19 protein-coding genes are annotated in these 16,754 nt (G+C 35.8%); 16 read left to right on the plus strand and 3 right to left on the minus strand.

Annotated features, from left to right (window positions below; translation table 11 throughout):
• Nucleotides 1-180: 180 nt before the first annotated feature.
• On the minus strand, nt 181-780 hold the full coding sequence (locus DFQ08_RS01085; RefSeq protein WP_114307953.1) for a hypothetical protein: 600 nt from the start codon (nt 778-780) through the stop codon (nt 181-183).
• Between the two features lie 115 nt (nt 781-895).
• Between DFQ08_RS01085 and metG the strand changes: the two genes are divergently transcribed.
• The 14 genes from metG (at nt 896) to DFQ08_RS01150 (ending at nt 13,749) form a co-directional block, all read left to right on the plus strand.
• Nucleotides 896-2,986 carry a methionine--tRNA ligase gene (gene metG / locus DFQ08_RS01090; RefSeq protein ID WP_114307954.1) on the plus strand — a complete coding sequence of 697 codons (2,091 nt, stop codon included), beginning with the start codon at nt 896-898 and terminating at the stop codon, nt 2,984-2,986.
• A gap of 1 nt (nt 2,987) precedes the next feature.
• Nucleotides 2,988-4,421: a hypothetical protein gene (locus DFQ08_RS01095; protein WP_147269425.1), complete on the plus strand. Its 1,434-nt coding sequence runs from the start codon at nt 2,988-2,990 to the stop codon at nt 4,419-4,421.
• Between the two features lie 97 nt (nt 4,422-4,518).
• Nucleotides 4,519-4,989 carry a lipocalin family protein gene (locus DFQ08_RS01100; RefSeq protein WP_114307956.1) on the plus strand — a complete coding sequence of 157 codons (471 nt, stop codon included), beginning with the start codon at nt 4,519-4,521 and terminating at the stop codon, nt 4,987-4,989.
• 62 nt (nt 4,990-5,051) lie between these two features.
• Complete coding sequence (locus DFQ08_RS01105) at nt 5,052-5,759, plus strand: OmpA family protein (RefSeq protein ID WP_114307957.1); 708 nt, start codon at nt 5,052-5,054, stop codon at nt 5,757-5,759.
• Nucleotides 5,760-5,845: 86 nt separating this feature from the next.
• Nucleotides 5,846-7,966 (plus strand): Tex family protein, encoded by a 2,121-nt coding sequence (locus DFQ08_RS01110; protein WP_394347166.1) that lies wholly within the window; start codon nt 5,846-5,848, stop codon nt 7,964-7,966.
• Nucleotides 7,966-8,868 (plus strand): histone deacetylase family protein, encoded by a 903-nt coding sequence (locus DFQ08_RS01115; RefSeq protein ID WP_114307959.1) that lies wholly within the window; start codon nt 7,966-7,968, stop codon nt 8,866-8,868. Before DFQ08_RS01110 ends, DFQ08_RS01115 begins: the two co-directional genes overlap by 1 nt.
• 86 nt (nt 8,869-8,954) lie before the next feature.
• The gene (locus tag DFQ08_RS01120; RefSeq protein ID WP_114308639.1) at nt 8,955-9,473 is read left to right on the plus strand and encodes a ferritin; all 519 of its coding nucleotides are present in this window, start codon (nt 8,955-8,957) and stop codon (nt 9,471-9,473) included.
• 85 nt (nt 9,474-9,558) lie between these two features.
• A complete protein-coding gene (locus DFQ08_RS16055) occupies nt 9,559-9,735 on the plus strand; it encodes a hypothetical protein (RefSeq protein ID WP_181858341.1) in 177 nt (58 codons plus the stop codon).
• Between the two features lie 354 nt (nt 9,736-10,089).
• Nucleotides 10,090-10,650: a cupin domain-containing protein gene (locus DFQ08_RS01125; protein ID WP_114307960.1), complete on the plus strand. Its 561-nt coding sequence runs from the start codon at nt 10,090-10,092 to the stop codon at nt 10,648-10,650.
• Between the two features lie 229 nt (nt 10,651-10,879).
• Nucleotides 10,880-11,722 carry an aldo/keto reductase gene (locus DFQ08_RS01130; RefSeq protein ID WP_114307961.1) on the plus strand — a complete coding sequence of 281 codons (843 nt, stop codon included), beginning with the start codon at nt 10,880-10,882 and terminating at the stop codon, nt 11,720-11,722.
• Nucleotides 11,723-11,772: 50 nt separating this feature from the next.
• On the plus strand, nt 11,773-12,207 hold the full coding sequence (locus DFQ08_RS01135) for a PH domain-containing protein (protein WP_114307962.1): 435 nt from the start codon (nt 11,773-11,775) through the stop codon (nt 12,205-12,207).
• Between the two features lie 211 nt (nt 12,208-12,418).
• Nucleotides 12,419-12,694, plus strand: coding sequence for a hypothetical protein (locus DFQ08_RS01140; protein WP_114307963.1), 276 nt, complete (start codon nt 12,419-12,421; stop codon nt 12,692-12,694).
• Nucleotides 12,695-12,714: 20 nt separating this feature from the next.
• Nucleotides 12,715-13,359, plus strand: a complete 645-nt coding sequence (locus tag DFQ08_RS01145; protein ID WP_114307964.1) for a spermidine synthase — start codon at nt 12,715-12,717, stop codon at nt 13,357-13,359.
• Nucleotides 13,360-13,398: 39 nt separating this feature from the next.
• The gene (locus tag DFQ08_RS01150) at nt 13,399-13,749 is read left to right on the plus strand and encodes a hypothetical protein (protein ID WP_114307965.1); all 351 of its coding nucleotides are present in this window, start codon (nt 13,399-13,401) and stop codon (nt 13,747-13,749) included.
• Here DFQ08_RS01150 and DFQ08_RS01155 read toward each other — a convergent pair.
• Complete coding sequence (locus tag DFQ08_RS01155) at nt 13,746-14,231, minus strand: CBS domain-containing protein (protein WP_114308640.1); 486 nt, start codon at nt 14,229-14,231, stop codon at nt 13,746-13,748. The genes DFQ08_RS01150 and DFQ08_RS01155 overlap by 4 nt on opposite strands.
• A 108-nt stretch (nt 14,232-14,339) precedes the next feature.
• Between DFQ08_RS01155 and DFQ08_RS01160 the strand changes: the two genes are divergently transcribed.
• Both DFQ08_RS01160 and DFQ08_RS01165 read left to right on the plus strand, forming a co-directional pair.
• On the plus strand, nt 14,340-15,164 hold the full coding sequence (locus DFQ08_RS01160; RefSeq protein WP_114307966.1) for a Rossmann-fold NAD(P)-binding domain-containing protein: 825 nt from the start codon (nt 14,340-14,342) through the stop codon (nt 15,162-15,164).
• A gap of 92 nt (nt 15,165-15,256) precedes the next feature.
• On the plus strand, nt 15,257-15,964 hold the full coding sequence (locus DFQ08_RS01165) for a hypothetical protein (RefSeq protein ID WP_114307967.1): 708 nt from the start codon (nt 15,257-15,259) through the stop codon (nt 15,962-15,964).
• 124 nt (nt 15,965-16,088) lie between these two features.
• Here DFQ08_RS01165 and DFQ08_RS01170 read toward each other — a convergent pair whose 3' ends face one another.
• On the minus strand, nt 16,089-16,616 hold the full coding sequence (locus tag DFQ08_RS01170; protein WP_114307968.1) for a hypothetical protein: 528 nt from the start codon (nt 16,614-16,616) through the stop codon (nt 16,089-16,091).
• Nucleotides 16,617-16,754 lie beyond the last annotated feature (138 nt).

Here is a 16,754-nt window from a genome sequence, read left to right on the forward strand (position 1 = left end):
AGAATTTTTGTAAATATAAAAAGTAAAAATCGAAGCTTAACAATTTAAATAACTCATAAAACGTCAAAAAAGTACTTTAATAGTGTATAATCTCTAAGTGACATTAACCGAAATTAATTCACAAAAAAAGAGATGACCTTATCTTAAGACCATCTCTTCTTGTAGCTCTAATTAAAAAAACTATCTATTAAACAACCTTCTCGTTTTTCTTGAATCCGCTGTCGCAGAACGATCTAATTCAGATGAATAATCATAAGATGCTAATGACCCTTCGTAATAACCAGAAAATGAAGTACCATTAGATACAGTTCCTTCAAATTCAAATTCGTAAGACGAACCATCATCTAAAACTGTAAAAGTTCCAGAGTTGATTTCAAATTCGTTAAAATTATCTAATGTACTATCTATAATAACATTAGCATAAGTATAAGAATTAATTTCTATAATATCTCCAAAACTGTAGGTACCTTCTGCTAGGTCTGCAGCGTTATTCGTAAATAATTCAAAATAAACTCCAGAAAAAGTTTCATCTACGGCTTCAGGTTCTCCTGATGTATTACTAATTTCGGAACTAATCAATACGATATCAAAATTATACAAACCATTTGAATATTCTCCATAATTTTCAATAGTTCCCGCTTTCAATTGAATTTCTGTATCTCCATAAACTAATACACCTGAACCACTATTAGAGCCACTATCATTATCATCATCACTTCCACAAGAAAAAGATACTAAGCTAATTGACACTAATAAAATAAGTAATTTTAAATTTTTCATTTTTTAAATTTTGTTGATTGAGTGCTAAATGTAATTTATTTTTGAAATAAGAAGTATCATTGTTCTATTTTTTCGACAAAGCGATTCAACATTTCATTATAATACACACTACAAATTGCGTACTTTTGTAGCTTCAAAAAACAAAATACACATGTCTAAAAGATATACCATAACCGCAGCATTACCATATACTAACGGCCCAATTCATATTGGACATTTAGCCGGTGTTTATGTGCCTGCAGATATTTATTCTAGATACTTAAGATTAACCGGTAATGATGTTGCCTTTATTTGTGGAAGTGATGAGCATGGTGTGCCTATCACTATTAAAGCGAAAAAAGAAGGCGTAACCCCACAAGATATTGTGGATAAATACCACGCTATTATCAAACAATCCTTTATAGACTTTGGTATTTCTTTAGATAATTATTCACGTACTACGGCCAAAATTCACCATGATACAGCTCAAGAATTCTTTAAAACGCTTTACGACAAAAACGAATTTGTAGAAGAAGTTACGGAGCAATTATACGACGAAGAAGCAAATCAATTTTTAGCGGACCGCTTTGTGACCGGTACTTGCCCTAAATGTGGCAACGAAGAAGCCTATGGTGATCAATGTGAAAGCTGTGGATCGAGTTTAAATGCTACGGATTTAATTAATCCAAAATCGGCAATCACAGGAAATGTTCCTACTTTAAAAGAAACCAAACACTGGTTTTTACCCCTAAATAAGCATGAAGAATTTTTACGCGAGTGGATTTTAAAAGGCCATAAAAAAGACTGGAAACCTAATGTTTACGGCCAAGTAAAATCATGGATTGATGATGGTTTACGCCCACGTGCCGTAACTAGAGATTTAGACTGGGGAATTCCGGTTCCTGTAGAAGGTGGAGAAGGTAAAGTACTTTACGTATGGTTTGATGCTCCAATTGGTTACATCTCTGCGACCAAAGAATGGGCTGAGCGCGAAGGTAAAAACTGGGAAGATTACTGGAAAGATGAAGACACAAAACTAGTACACTTTATCGGGAAAGATAATATTGTATTTCACTGCATCATTTTCCCGTCAATGCTAAAAGCAGAAGGCTCTTATATTTTACCAGAAAATGTCCCTGCCAACGAGTTCTTAAATTTAGAAGGTCAGAAATTATCAACCTCTAAAAATTGGGCGGTTTGGTTGCCCGATTATTTAATTGACTTTCCTAATCAGCAAGATGTGTTACGTTATGCCCTAACGGCTAATGCACCAGAGACTAAGGATAACGATTTTACATGGAAAGATTTTCAAGCCAGAAATAACAATGAATTGGTAGCCATCTTTGGTAACTTTATTAACCGTGTGGTGGTTTTAACCAATAAATATTACGATGGAATTATACCAGAACCTTCAGGGTACAATACTATTGACAAAGAAACACTAGCAGCCGTAAAAGCCTATCCATCTGTGATCTCTAGCTCTATAGAACGTTACCGTTTTAGAGAAGCAAGTCAAGAATTGATGAACTTAGCACGACTAGGAAACAAATACTTAGCAGACGAAGAGCCATGGAAAACCATTAAAACTGATGAGGCCCGTACCAAAACAGTAATGTTTGTTGCCTTACATATTGCTTCAGCGCTTGCTGTTTTATCGGAGCCGTTTTTACCATTTACTTCGGAAAAACTAAAAGGTATTTTAAATACAAACGCTAACAATTGGGAAAGCATTTCTACAAAAGATATCCTTATCTCTGCAAAGCATCAAATTGGTAAAGCTGAATTGTTATTTTCTAAAATTGAAGATGCACAAATTGAAGCCCAATTAGAAAAGCTAATTGCGAGTAAAAAAGCGAACGAAGCAGCTAATAAAGTTGTAGAACCACAAAAAGAAGAGATTGCTTTTGAAGATTTCACGAAACTAGACCTCCGTGTAGGAACTATTCTTGAAGCTGAAAAAATGCCAAAAACCAAAAAGCTTTTAGTCTTAAAGGTAGATACGGGTATTGACACACGCACTATTGTGTCTGGTATAGCCGAAAGCTTTTCTCCGGAAGAGGTTATTGGAAAACGTGTTACTGTTTTAGTAAACTTAGCACCGCGTAAATTAAGAGGTGTAGAAAGTCAAGGAATGATTTTAATGACTGAAGACCAAGCAGGTCATTTAGTCTTTGTAAATCCAGATAACACTAAAGATGGCGTAAGCAACGGACTTCAAATTAGTTAATATGATAAAAAGATACCTCCTCGTTCTTGTCCTTATAATGAGCTTAAATCTACAAGGTCAAGAACGTGTTGTATCCTTTAAAAACCAAGACCTATCTAAACGGGTTAACAAAGATTCTTACAGCTTAAGCAATGCCATCACTAAGGATTTAGCGCTTATTATTATAGAACGTAAAACTATTGCCGCTTATCTATTTAATGCAGAGTTTGAACAACTAGAGCAATTTCAAACTACCAATATTAAATCTAAATACAATGAAGTATTAGGCTATAATGTAGAGGGCTCACGCTATAATGTACTTTACACCAATCAGAATCACAAAAAGTTTGCGATCTTTCATTTAGACTTTAGTACCAAAACGAGTTCTACCACTGAAGTGGCTTTAAATCTTGAAAAAGGCGAACTATTTTTAGAGGCCATCACCTATAACAACGAGCTCTATATCTTAACGGGCGATAATTATTCTAATTTAAGCATAAGGCAACTCGATTCAAACTTCACTTTTCAACGTCTTAAAACGTTTCAGCTTGAAGAAATCAATGCCGAAACCTCCCTTATAAGTAGTAAAATGGCCATAGGCGCCTTTATACTAACAGGAAACGAAGCACCAAATATTACTAAGATCGATCCACGCTCACCGAGTTCTATAGAACGTGCCTCTAGCGCTAACAAAATTTATCAAGATGAGCAAACGCTATACCTTACGTTTGATAATAATAAAACCGCTACGCTTCTTTATACTATAAATTTAGAGACTTTAGACCTAAAGATAAAAAGCTACCCTTATCCTAAACCGCGAATTAACGACAGCTTTAAAAAATTCAACTCTTATATTTTTCAAAATAAGATCTACCAAATTGCGAGTTCTAAAGCAGAAATGGCTTTTGAAATAAAAGATTTTGAAGGGCAGCTTATTAAAGATTATTATGTGAGTAAAGCCATGACTATTGACTTTAAAAACTCACCTATAATTCAAGAAGGGGCTACAGCCATTCCGTTTGTTAATACTAGAAAATTAGAACAAACCTCAAAATATCTAAGAAAAATCTCCGCAGGAAACCTCGGGATCAATGTTCAGTTGTCTAATAAGGTCTATTACGTCACCTTAGGCGGTTACCTTGAAATAAATACAAGTGGTATTACTCCGGTAGTAAGTACCCCAACAATGAGTAAAACTGGTTTTATTTCCTTTAATCCTACCTACCAAAGCTACAATTATTATACGGTAACAAAGTCAACGTTTTTCAACACAATTTTAGATTCTAACTTCAACCATATAAAAGGAGCGATTGAAAGCAATGCGTTTGATAAAATTACAGCTTACAAAAGCGACAAAGCTTACCTCACCGCAGAGGATGTTTTCTTTCATAATAATGAACTTTACTTTGGGGTCTTCAATCTAAAAGAAAGTGAATATACCCTCTTAAAATTTTAAGACTAGCGTTACCAATTGCATCAATATTTTTTCCTTTACAAGTAATCTCTCCTCGGGACTTTTGTTAATTTTGATGTGAATCATTACCTAAAAAATCATGAAAAAACTTGCAATATTATGTTTAACGGTTTGCTTTTTGGCTTGTGGAGCCTCAAAAACCGTAAGACAATCTAAAAAAACAATTAAAGGCAATTGGACGCTAACATCCGTGAGCTCTTCAGCCATTGGCGATCTTAAAATTTCATTACTTAATGATGCAGAAAAAGCTTGTTTTGAAAATAGTACCTGGCAGTTTGTACCGAACAATTTCACCGGAACTTATACCCTATCTGGAATAAATTGCCCGTCAGAACAACGCTATTTTAATTTCACTATAGATGAAATTGATGAAACCACAGGACTTTACGACTTCCTATTAAAACCAACGAATGCTAAAGGAAAATCGGAAACTAACGTTGGCTATCGCTTAGAACTTACGGCCCTTTCTGAAACAAATATGCAATGGCAACAAGTGGTTAGCTTAGACGGCAAACCCATCACCATTACTATGAATTTTTCAAAATATTAAACCTCATAAACCCCTTTAAAAAAGAAGGATAATTAATTAATAAGACCTAAAAACATACAGATATGAAACTTTTAAAATATAAAACCCATTTTGCTATAACGCTTTCACTATGCTTAGTGTTAATGACCAGCTGTAAAGCGGTAGATAATGCGAATAACAAACAAAAAGGTGGTGTCATTGGCGCTGCTGGAGGTGCCCTATTAGGGGCTATTATTGGAAATAACGTTGGCGATGGAAACAACAGTGAATTAGGAGCCGTTATTGGTGGTGTTGTTGGTGGTGGTGCCGGTGTATTAATCGGAAATAAAATGGACAAACAGGCCCAAGAAATTGAAGAAGAAATTCCTGGTGCTACTGTAGAGCGTGTAGACAATGGTATTGTTTTGACTTTTGATGAACAAAGTGGTGTTTATTTTGATACTGAAAAATATAACATCAATGCCAAGTCGCAAGAAACCCTCAATAAATTAGCAGCCGTATTTTCAGAATACCCAGAAACTAACATTCTCGTTGTGGGCCATACCGACAGTTCGGGTAACGATGCTTACAATATGACCTTATCTAAAAACAGAGCGCAAGCCGTAACCAATTATTTAATGGGTAAAGGTTTAAGCAGCGGAAGATTTACCACCGAGTGGTTTGGTGAGGAAAAACCCATGTACGATAATGCTACCGCAGAAGGCCGATCTAAAAACAGACGTGTTAATATTGCCATTGTACCTAATGAAACCATGGTACAACAAGCGCAACAAGAAGCCGGATCTAATTAATAATTTTTTCTAAAACTATTCGGCCGTTACAGCGGAGTTAAATATATTACAGACCTTATAATTTAAAACGTATAAGGTCTTTTTTTATGATGATAAAATACATAGCGCAACGCAGCCAAATCGCTGAAACCAATATAAAAAGCACCATTCAACTACTGAATGACGACTGTACCATTCCTTTTATTTCACGCTACAGAAAAGAAGCTACCGGAAATTTAGATGAAGTCCAAATTGGTGATATTGTAAAATACAAGGAGCAATTTGAAGCGCTAGAAAAACGGAAAACCGCTATTTTAAAAGCCTTAGAAGAACAAGGCGTTTTAACAGAAACCCTAAAGCAAAACATCGCAGCGGCTCAAGACCTTGTTGTACTTGAAGATCTTTATTTACCCTATAAGAAAAAGCGAAAAACCAAAGCTGAGACCGCTCGTAAACATGGTCTAGAACCCTTGGCTAAGATTATTATGAGCCAAAAGGCTAAGGATATCGCTTCTATAGCCAATAAATATACCAATAGTGATGTGCCATCTGCAGACGCTGCGCTAGAAGGTGCCCGACATATTATTGCCGAGTGGATTAATGAACGTGCCGATATTAGAACAAGTTTACGACATCAGTTAGAGCGGCATGCGCAAATTGCCACAAAAGTCATTAAGACGAAAAAAGATGAGGAAAAAGCGCAGAAATTCAGAGATTATTTTGATTGGTCAGAATCCTTAAATCGTATTCCATCGCACCGATTACTCGCAATTTTAAGAGCGGAAAGCGAAGGCTTTATACGCTTGAAAATAGAAATTGATGAGATAAGAGCTTTAGAACAAATAGACCGCCGTATTATACGCAGTCAGAATGCCTGTGCAGACCAAATAGAACTAGCCATTTCAGACGCTTATAAGCGCTTGTTATATCCTTCTTTAAGCAAAGAAACCCTCAATAAAGCAAAAGATAAAGCCGATGAAGCTGCCATTACCGTCTTTGCAAAGAACTTAAAGCAATTACTTTTAGGATCGCCTTTAGGCGAAAAACGCGTTTTAGCAATAGACCCAGGATTTAGAACCGGTTGTAAAGTGGTTTGCTTAGATGCCCAAGGGGCCTTAAAACACAATGAAACCATTTACCCGCATGCGCCAAAAAATGACAGTCATGGTGCCATAAAAAAGATTTCTTCCTTAGCCGAAGCTTATAAAATTGAAGCCATTGCCATTGGTAATGGAACGGCATCGCGTGAAACGGAAGCCTTGATTCGGAAAATTCAATTTAAAAACGACATTCAGGTTTTTGTGGTGAGTGAAGCTGGGGCAAGTATTTATTCGGCTTCAAAAATTGCCCGTGACGAATTCCCTAATTACGATGTCACCGTTCGTGGTTCGGTATCGATTGGAAGACGCTTGCAAGATCCTTTAGCAGAATTGGTAAAAATTGATGCTAAATCTATAGGCGTAGGGCAATATCAGCATGATGTAGACCAAACCAAACTTCAAAAAGAATTGGACGTGGTGGTTGAAAATTGTGTGAATACCGTTGGTGTTAATATTAATACCGCCAGTATTCCATTGTTGAGTTCGGTTTCGGGTATTGGACCAAAGCTCGCTGAAAACATTGTTAATTACAGGAATGTAAACGGAGCGTTTACATCGAGAAGCCAGATTAAAAAAGTACCACGTTTGGGTGGAAAAGCCTTTGAACAGGCCGCTGGTTTTTTAAGAATTCGCGATGCTAAAAATCCTTTAGACAACTCTTCTGTACATCCAGAAACCTACAAACTGGTCGAAAAAATGGCCAAAGATGAAGGAATTTCACTCCAAGATCTTATTGGACAAAAAGCCAAACTTCAAAAAATAGATTTAAAAAAATATTATACCGATACAGTGGGCTTGCCTACGCTTCAAGACATTATAAAAGAGTTAGAGAAACCTGGATTAGATGTCCGAGAACAAGCCAAGGTATTTAGTTTTAATCAGAACATAAAAACCATATCCGATTTACACGAAGGGCAATTATTACCAGGGATCGTTAATAATATCACCAATTTTGGGTGTTTTGTAGATGTGGGTATTAAAGAGAGTGGTTTAATTCACGTTTCAAATCTATCGGATAGCTTTGTTAAAGACGTCAATGAACATGTCCACTTGCATCAGCAAATTATCGTTAAAGTTTTAGAAGTTGATGTAGCGCGAAAACGTATTCAACTTAAACTAATCAGTTAATGCTTAAAATAGCCTTTCACCCCATTTACAAACATCATTTACCTGTCGGGCATCGTTTCCCTATGGAAAAATATGAGCTGCTCCCCGAACAACTTCTACATGAAGGCACCTGCGAGCATCACAATTTCTTTACTCCTGAGAAACCTAATGACAAACATATTGTAGCGGTGCATAGCCCAGACTATTATTACGATTTAGTCAATTTAACCTTAGACCAACGCGCTGCTATAAAAATTGGATTTCCTCTCAGTAGAACCTTAATTGAACGGGAAATTATAATCGCAGATGGTACAATTAAAGCCAGTGAATTTGCGCTAACAAATGGTATAGCCATGAATATTTCTGGCGGTACACATCATGCGTTTTCAGAACGCGGCGAGGCCTTTTGTTTATTAAACGATCAAGCAATTGCTGCGAGGTACCTTCAACATAAAGGCTTAGTGAAAAAAATATTAATTGTAGATCTCGATGTACACCAAGGCAACGGAACGGCTGAAATTTTTCAAAATGACGCTTCAGTATTTACCTTTTCAATGCACGGTAAAAGCAATTATCCGTTTAAAAAAGAACAGAGTGATCTCGATATTGCCTTAGAAAAGCACACCGAAGACACCCATTATTTAAGCCTATTAAAAGCCACACTTCCTAAGTTAATTGAAGAACAACAACCCGATTTTATATATTATTTATGCGGCGTAGATGTCATCGCTTCCGATAAGTTAGGCCAGTTGAGTCTCACTATTGAAGGTTGTAAAGCACGTGATCGATTTGTACTAGACCTTTGCCAAAAACACCAAATTCCGGTGATGTGTAGTATGGGTGGTGGTTATTCTCCAGAGATAAAAACCATTGTAAATGCGCATGCCAACACCTTCCGCTTGGCCCAAGAGCTTTTCTTTTAAAAGGTCGAATTTGTACGAAAGCAATTTCAATGAAATATTTTACAATAGGATGAACTATGCTTATCTTTGAAAGAAAACCGCATCCTATGTTATCAAAAACGATTGAAGCCGCCCTTAATAAACAAATTAGAATTGAAGCTGAATCTTCTCAAGCCTATTTAGCAATGGCCATTTGGGCTGAAGTAAAAGGTTTAGAAGGCATCTCTAATTTTATGTATGACCAATCTGATGAAGAACGCACGCACATGCTTAAGTTAGTCAAGTTTGTTAACGAGCGTGGCGGACATGCCCATGTATCAGAATTAAATGCGCCTAACGTTACTTTTGAATCTTATAAATCTATGTTTGAAACCTTATTAGAGCATGAAATTTTTGTTTCTGAAAGCATCAACGATTTGGTTCATATTGCGCTACAAGAAAAGGATTATGCTACACATAACTTTTTACAATGGTACGTTGCAGAACAAATTGAAGAAGAAGCGACTGCCAGAACCATCTTAGATAAGGTAAAAATGATTGGTGATGATAAAGGTGGTTTATACCTCTTTGATAGAGACATTCAACAACTCACGGTAAGTTCGGCTGCAGAAACCCCTGAGGATTAAAATGTTAAATTCTATTTAGATTAAATATAAATAGTTATTTTTGCCCTCGAAATTATAGAGCGCCTCTAAAAAAGGAACGTTAATTATGGGTAAAAAAAAGAAAAACAAGAAGCTTAAAAAAGAACGTCTTAAAATTCTTGAAGCCTCCGGATTAGACCACAGCAGTAAAGTAAAATCTAAATGCTGTAAGAAATTTAAAAAATCTGAAAACAAGCGTTGTAAAAAATGTCCTTGTTTTGATTTGCTCAAAAAAGTCGCTTAAATAAAAAGCCCAAAGTCTAAGTTAAATTTAGACTTTGGGCTTTTTTATGGCTAGTCCTTTCTGAACCCACGAGCCTAAAACAAATTTAAAATGCTTACTTACAAGTCATTAGCACTATAAAATCCTCAGGATTCAAAAATTTTATTGTACTTTTAATTGCTCTTCACACGCAACATACACCAATCATTTTTGTTCTTGTGTGAAACGTAAAAGCCCTCAGAACAACAGCTCCAAAGGCTTCAAAACCGTTTAAGCAGCCCTAATTAAAGACCTTAATCGCTCCTTATGTTTATTAAAAGGGCACTGAGAGTCCCTTAGATAAAGCACGTTCAATCTATTTAAATAATAAACATTATGAACCGAAATGACTTCATCAAATCCACAGCGCTTAGCATAGGAGCATTAGCGACACTGCCAATTATGTCCTCACAAGAAAAGCTAGCAAACCAAAGCACCAATACCGCTTCCCCCTTACAAAAACAGACACCAAAAATTGTTAAACACAAGGAAGGCCTTCTGTTGAATGTTTTAGGCGACCAGCAGAACATTAAGTTAACCGCCAAAGACACCAACGGTCAATACACCTTAATAGTGCAGTATAACGATCCTGGGATTGGTATCCCTGCCCATGTACATGATAATGAAGACGAAGTGTTTCAGGTTTTAGAAGGTGAAGTTGCCATGAGTATTGGAGAAAAAACTAGCACCCTAACAGCGGGCGATCTTATATTTTGTCCTCGAGGCATCCCCCACTCTTGGAAGGTTATAGGCGATCAAAAAGCAAAAGCCATTTTAAGTATATTTCCTGCTGGCCTAGAACAGATGTTTATGGCCTTAGCAGAATTACCGCCCGGACCTCCTAATATGGAATTGGTTAGCAAAATTTGTGCGCAACACGGTGTTCATTTTGTGTAAGTTCCGTATTTGCAAAAAGGATATCTTGTTAAAGGCTCAACCCTTATAAAACCTTACAAAAATGCCTTGTTGTCCTTATTATTTTTTAAATTAGGATCTTCAGATGAGAAGATAGACATCTTATTTAGACCCTATCAGATGCGTTAAAAAGAAGTATCTAATCAAAAGTTGTCTTGATAGCAATCGTCTTCAATACCATCAAACAAATAATAAAAGCTTACATAAAATTATGACCAACAATTTTACATTACACAACGGCATTAGTATCCCCTCCATTGGCTTTGGAACTTGGAAAACTCCTGATGGAGAAACGGCCATTCAATCGATAAAAGAAGCAGTAGACACCGGTTATCGTCATATAGATGCGGCCGCCATTTACGATAATGAAGTGGGGGTCGGAGACGGTATTAAAGCTTCTGGTATTGACCGTAAAGACCTTTTTGTGACCAGTAAATTGTGGAATTCAGAACGCGGATACGATAGCACGATAAAGGCTTTTGAAAAGACCTTAAAAGATTTACAACTCGATTATTTAGACCTTTATTTAATTCATTGGCCTGCTGCCGCTCATCAATTTAAAAATTGGAAAGCCCTTAATACTGAAACGTGGAAGGCCATGGAAAAGCTTTACAAGGACAAAAAAATAAAAGCAATAGGCTTAAGCAATTTTATGCCACATCACCTGGAAGCTTTGCTTGAAGACGCCACGATAAAACCCATGGTTAACCAAATTGAATATCATCCCGGTTTTATGCAAGCGGAATGTGTAAACTTTTGCAAGACTAATGACATTCAGGTAGCAGGTTGGAGCCCTTTAGGTCGAGGTGAAGTCTTAGACCACCCCTTATTAAAAGAAATTGCAGAAGCTCACAACAAATCAGAAGCTCAAATTTGTATCCGTTGGGCCTTACAAAATGGTGTAGTACCACTACCTAAATCTGTTACACCACACCGCATTAAAGCCAATTTTGAGGTTTTTGACTTTGAAATTTCTGATTCTGAGATCAAAGCTATTAATGCCTTAGACACTATAGGAGCTTCAGGTTTAGATCCAGACAGTGTAGAATTTTAACCCTTATAGCCCAAGCTAAAACAACCTTTAATGCGTCCGTTACCTAACCTATGACCAGAAGCAAAACATTTTACAGTAAAATATCTTATGGTTTACTCGTTATCCTATTTTTAGTGTTTTATGGGTCTTTAATTCCAATATATATAACCGATGGCATTACTATAAATATCAGTAGCCTGTTTGTCATGGTAAGCTTAGTTTACGGGTGTATTGTTTATCTATTTTTTAATACCACTTATACAATAACCCCACAGCACCTTATTATAAAATGTGGGTTTATCCGTTATAAACCTATTCCTATAAAAAGCATTACCTCTATGGCTAAATCTTCAAATATTATAAGTTCACCTGCAGCATCTTTTGATCGTATAGAAATTAGATATGGTAAGTTTGATGAGATCATTTTGTCTCCTAAAAACAAATCGGAATTTGCCGCCTACTTAAAGCAATTAAATCCGAAGATTGAAAATCGCATAGAGAATTAAAAAAACCTCTAAAATATTTCATTTCTAGCTTTTTAAGGTAAGAAAAAAACAATATTTAAGTGAAAATAACCTTAAAAATAGGCTTTTTGCGGAGTTCATCCTGAAAAAAGGTTCCTTTACGGTCATTTTGGTTTAATTAAGAATTATTTTATAATTTCGTAAATACAATAGCATCCCCTACCCAAAATGCTAATCCATTAAAAACCCCTATATGAAAACAAATTTAATTAATGTCAGAAAAGAAGTAGAAAGCTACGCAAGCCAATCGAAACTCACCGAATTAGAAGTTGTTGAAAAATTAAAAGACTATTATTTCAACAAAAAAGTCAACGAGAACTTAACCTTATATAAAAAGGGAAAGAAAAAAGTCAGTGAAATTAATAGAGATTTAAAAATTTCATCACGACGCTTCTATGCCATCTTAGACAAGAAAAATATCAGCTACACAAAATACAATAAGTCAAAAAACAAAGAGCAAGTAGAATAAGCCTTACCTTTAGCAGCTCTATGAAACGCATGCTAAGCTATATTTACCCGGTTACAAAAACAATTTCTTCTGCTTACAGTGGTGATTTAGAAATTACCTGGTATAATGGCAAAAAACATCTGAATTCTAAAAATGCCAATTATAGTTATGGCTCTTTACAGCGCATTTTAAAAATTGGACTTCAAAAATTAAATCTTTCAGATGTGCACTCTGTACTTATTTTGGGTATGGGAGGCGGCAGCGTGATAAAAACTTTAAGAGACGATTTTAACTACCTTAGCCCTATTGAGGCCGTAGAAATTGACCCTGTTATTGTAGAGATTGCTAAACATGAATTTGGTATTACCGAAAACAAAAATCTTAAAATACATTGTACAGATGCTTTTGAATTTATAACAGCAAATTCAAAAGCATTCGACTTAATTATTGTGGATCTTTATATTGATTTATCGGTTCCCGATAAATTTTTAAGTGAAACGTTTTGGACACAGATTTTAGCCTCCAAATCGTCTAAAGGTTGTATTCTTTTTAACGCTTCCGTACAGGCTAAAAACGCCTCTAAAATTGACGACTTGGTCCAGTTCCTAAAAACGAAAGTTTACCAAGTTCAAGTTTATAAAAAAGTAAACAACACCAATACCTTAATCATTGCCAATGGTTTATAAGCATTTTATTAGTATATTGTAAACACTTAATTTTACAACATGCGAAGAAAATGTCCGGAATGTGGTGATGTTATTGTCGGCAGAATTGATAAAAAATACTGCAGCGACGGCTGTAGGAATTCGCAGAACAATCGTCTCAACAAAGACTCTAAAAATCTTATTAGGAATACCAATAATCGCTTAAGAAAAAATTACAGAATTCTAGAGGCCCTAAATCCAAATAAAAAGATGAAATGCTCTAGAGCCAAACTTATAGAAAAAGGCTTCGATTTTAATTATTTTACAAGCCTCTATACCACCAAGGCAGGTACCATCTATTATTTTGTCTACGATCAAGGATACCTTCCTTTAGAAGGTGATTATTACGCCTTGGTAAAACGCGACGATTAATAACTCTTCTTAATACTATTATTCCAGTTTTCACCTTTAAGTTGCAAGGCGGCAACTAAAATATCTTTTTGGCTAATTTGCCCAACGAGTTTTCCATTTTCAACAATAGGGAAACGACGCCGTTTCGATTGTAAAAACTTATTAGCAGCATCAAAAACATCCATATTACCATCAATGGTTTCTACATCTACAATCATACGCTTAGCCACCGTATCATGTTCTAAAGGCATATTATAATAACGGCTATCACTCAATTGTTTTAAGCAATCCCCTTCAGAAATAATACCTATTAACTCTTGGCGTTCGTTAACCACTGGACCACCAGAAATTTTGTGTTGAATTAGAGACTCTACAACATCTTGCACAGATTGCTCCGGCCTAAACGTAATTAAATTAGTAGACATATAATCCCTGACGCGTAACGTACGAACTTCGTTAACCTGCTGCTGTTTACGAGCCCCTTGAAAGCTTTTGATTCCCATAATAGTGTTGTTTAAATTGTTAGAGATAAACATAAAGTTACTGAAAATTAATGACTTATAAAAATCAAATTCATAAGATAGAAATATTAACTACCTTTAAAACCATTAATGAATAGACAAGTATTGAAAACTCAAATTAGCATTATGGGCTGCGGTTGGCTTGGCCTCCCTTTAGCCACAACCTTGGTAGAACTCGGATGTGCCATTAAAGGCTCTACGACCTCTGATAAAAAATTAGCGCAGCTTAGAGCGCAAAATATTATCCCTTATCGTTTAGAACTCACGCCTCACACCCTAAGTGCCTCTTATCCTGACTTTTTAAAAGGAAGTGATACTCTCATCATTAATATCCCTCCAGGGTTAAGAAAAAACCCACATAAAAATCATGTGGCTGAAATTCAACTTTTAATTCCTGAACTTGAAAAACAAGCTATAAATCATGTGCTATTTATAAGCTCTACAAGTGTCTTTGAAGACGCGACCTCATGTCCTGTTATTACAGAACATACGAAACCTAACACACAAAGCGAAAGTGGTAAACAGCTTCATGCTGTAGAACAGTTACTTCAGAAAAATAAAAATTTTAAAACTAGTATTTTACGCTGTGGCGGTCTTGTTGATGAGCAGCGGCACCCCGGACAATTTCTTTCCGGAAAAACCAACCTAACAAATCCTGAAGCTCCTATTAATTTAGTGCATAAAACAGATGTTATTGGCATTATTACCGCTATAATTAAACAGGGTCTTTGGGGGCAAACCTTCCATGCCGTTTATCCTAAACACCCTACAAAAGCAGCCTACTATATGGCATATTGTAAAGCCAATAAACTTCCACTTCCCAGCTTTATACACGACCAAAACAGTAAAGGAAAACACGTTAAAAGTACAGAAACTCGCAAAGCATTAAACTATTCGTTTCTGGTAGAGCCCTAGAAATTAATAGATTTTTAAGATCAATTCCTATTAATTTTCATAGATTTAACCCATTATTTTTAATACATCTAAGAACAACAAACTTAAAACAAATGAAGACCATTACAATAAGCCTGCTTATGCTATTTTCTTTAAGTGCATTTGCTCAGAGCAACACCGAGTTAAAAAAACATTTCGAAGCCTACTACAAGCAAATGAAAGCTCAAGGCGATAAGCAAGGGGTAATAAATGCTATGACTCATCTTGACGTCATTGAACCTTCTGTAGCTCGTAAGGATACCTTAGCCTATATTTACCTTTCTGAAGGGCAATATATGCAAGCTTTAAACACCATTGGTGTAGATAAAAATGAGAGCGATTCTGATATGAATGTGGAAGTTAAAGCCGTAGCTCTAAAAAATCTAAACCAACCAAAGATGGCTTTAGAGCATTTTGAAGTGCTTTATAAAAGAAACCCTAATGTGTATTTAGCTTATGAAATCGCTGATATGAACATTCAGACCGGTGATTTAGCTGGCGCTAAAGAGAAATTAAATTACGCGCTATCAAACGTAAAAGACGATATGAAACGTGCGTTTTACGAAACCCAAAAGCCTTATGAAACGTCTATGAAAGCGGCAATTTTTTACCTTAAAGGGCTTTTAACGTTCAACGAAAACAAAACCGCGAATATCGATGCGGCTTTAAAACTTATGAACGATGCTTTAGCTATTGACCCTAATTTTAATTTAGCAAAAATTAGTAGAGAAGCTTTAGAGGCTCAAAAAGCACAACAAGCAGCAGCACAAAACAAAAACTAAGACCACTAGTCTTATTAACCTAAAAAAGGCAGCTCAATGAGCTGCCTTTTTTTATGGCTATATCATGATCGGATGAGCAAATCTGCACATACTTCCTGGTGTAAATCCTTCAAATTAAAGGCCATTACTCAGGCAAAATTTTATTGTAGGTTTCGCGTTCAAGCTTCTTATTCATCATGTCATTCAGATTAGAAAAAGCTATAAAAAGCCCTTTTATACTCTCTAAACGCGTGGTATTTTTAATATTATCTAAAGTAAGATTTTCATTGAGCTGTAAAAGCTCGGTTTCAATCACGGCAATACGCGATTCTATAGGATTGGTTTCAAACGCCTCTGGTAATTTATTTTTAAACTCTAAAATAAACTTTTTAAGCACCGCTTTATCCCCATTAAAAAAGGAGAAATCACCTCTTTTAAGAAAATCGAGCTGACGCCCTAATTCATGGTACTCCCCCCAAGAAGCAATGGCACGATCGGCTTCCGGACTTAAAGCAAAATCTCTATATTCTAAAGACTCAATCATTTTAGCCGTAATTTTTTTGGAAGTCGTTTCTACAGCCACCTCTTGTACCACAGTCTCGTTTTTTGCGTCTTCATTACAACTAGAAAGCCCAATAAAACTCAAAAACAATAGGATATATCTCAATTTCATAAGTCGTTTTTAATTTTACGGTAAATATACTAAACAATCTATTTTTAATAACAAACCCTAGGCACAATCCCACGTTAAGGAATTCTCAAATAAAAGCGTTTATTTTCTTATAAATTTAATATTGCAGCCTCTTTATTC

Origin of the sequence: Winogradskyella arenosi (assembly GCF_003337305.1) — a bacterium.
In the GTDB taxonomy this organism is placed as follows: Bacteria; Bacteroidota; Bacteroidia; order Flavobacteriales; family Flavobacteriaceae; genus Winogradskyella; species Winogradskyella arenosi.

Coding starts and splice junctions, on each gene's coding strand:
- DFQ08_RS01085 (WP_114307953.1), bottom strand. CDS start 780: ATGAAAAATTTAAAATTACTTATTTTATTAGTGTCAATTAGCTTAGTA.
- DFQ08_RS01095 (WP_147269425.1), top strand. CDS start 2,988: ATGATAAAAAGATACCTCCTCGTTCTTGTCCTTATAATGAGCTTAAAT.
- DFQ08_RS01100 (WP_114307956.1), top strand. CDS start 4,519: ATGAAAAAACTTGCAATATTATGTTTAACGGTTTGCTTTTTGGCTTGT.
- DFQ08_RS01105 (WP_114307957.1), top strand. CDS start 5,052: ATGAAACTTTTAAAATATAAAACCCATTTTGCTATAACGCTTTCACTA.
- DFQ08_RS01110 (WP_394347166.1), top strand. CDS start 5,846: ATGATGATAAAATACATAGCGCAACGCAGCCAAATCGCTGAAACCAAT.
- DFQ08_RS01115 (WP_114307959.1), top strand. CDS start 7,966: ATGCTTAAAATAGCCTTTCACCCCATTTACAAACATCATTTACCTGTC.
- DFQ08_RS01120 (WP_114308639.1), top strand. CDS start 8,955: ATGTTATCAAAAACGATTGAAGCCGCCCTTAATAAACAAATTAGAATT.
- DFQ08_RS16055 (WP_181858341.1), top strand. CDS start 9,559: ATGGGTAAAAAAAAGAAAAACAAGAAGCTTAAAAAAGAACGTCTTAAA.
- DFQ08_RS01125 (WP_114307960.1), top strand. CDS start 10,090: ATGAACCGAAATGACTTCATCAAATCCACAGCGCTTAGCATAGGAGCA.
- DFQ08_RS01130 (WP_114307961.1), top strand. CDS start 10,880: ATGACCAACAATTTTACATTACACAACGGCATTAGTATCCCCTCCATT.
- DFQ08_RS01135 (WP_114307962.1), top strand. CDS start 11,773: ATGACCAGAAGCAAAACATTTTACAGTAAAATATCTTATGGTTTACTC.
- DFQ08_RS01140 (WP_114307963.1), top strand. CDS start 12,419: ATGAAAACAAATTTAATTAATGTCAGAAAAGAAGTAGAAAGCTACGCA.
- DFQ08_RS01145 (WP_114307964.1), top strand. CDS start 12,715: ATGAAACGCATGCTAAGCTATATTTACCCGGTTACAAAAACAATTTCT.
- DFQ08_RS01150 (WP_114307965.1), top strand. CDS start 13,399: ATGCGAAGAAAATGTCCGGAATGTGGTGATGTTATTGTCGGCAGAATT.
- DFQ08_RS01155 (WP_114308640.1), bottom strand. CDS start 14,231: ATGGGAATCAAAAGCTTTCAAGGGGCTCGTAAACAGCAGCAGGTTAAC.
- DFQ08_RS01160 (WP_114307966.1), top strand. CDS start 14,340: ATGAATAGACAAGTATTGAAAACTCAAATTAGCATTATGGGCTGCGGT.
- DFQ08_RS01165 (WP_114307967.1), top strand. CDS start 15,257: ATGAAGACCATTACAATAAGCCTGCTTATGCTATTTTCTTTAAGTGCA.
- DFQ08_RS01170 (WP_114307968.1), bottom strand. CDS start 16,616: ATGAAATTGAGATATATCCTATTGTTTTTGAGTTTTATTGGGCTTTCT.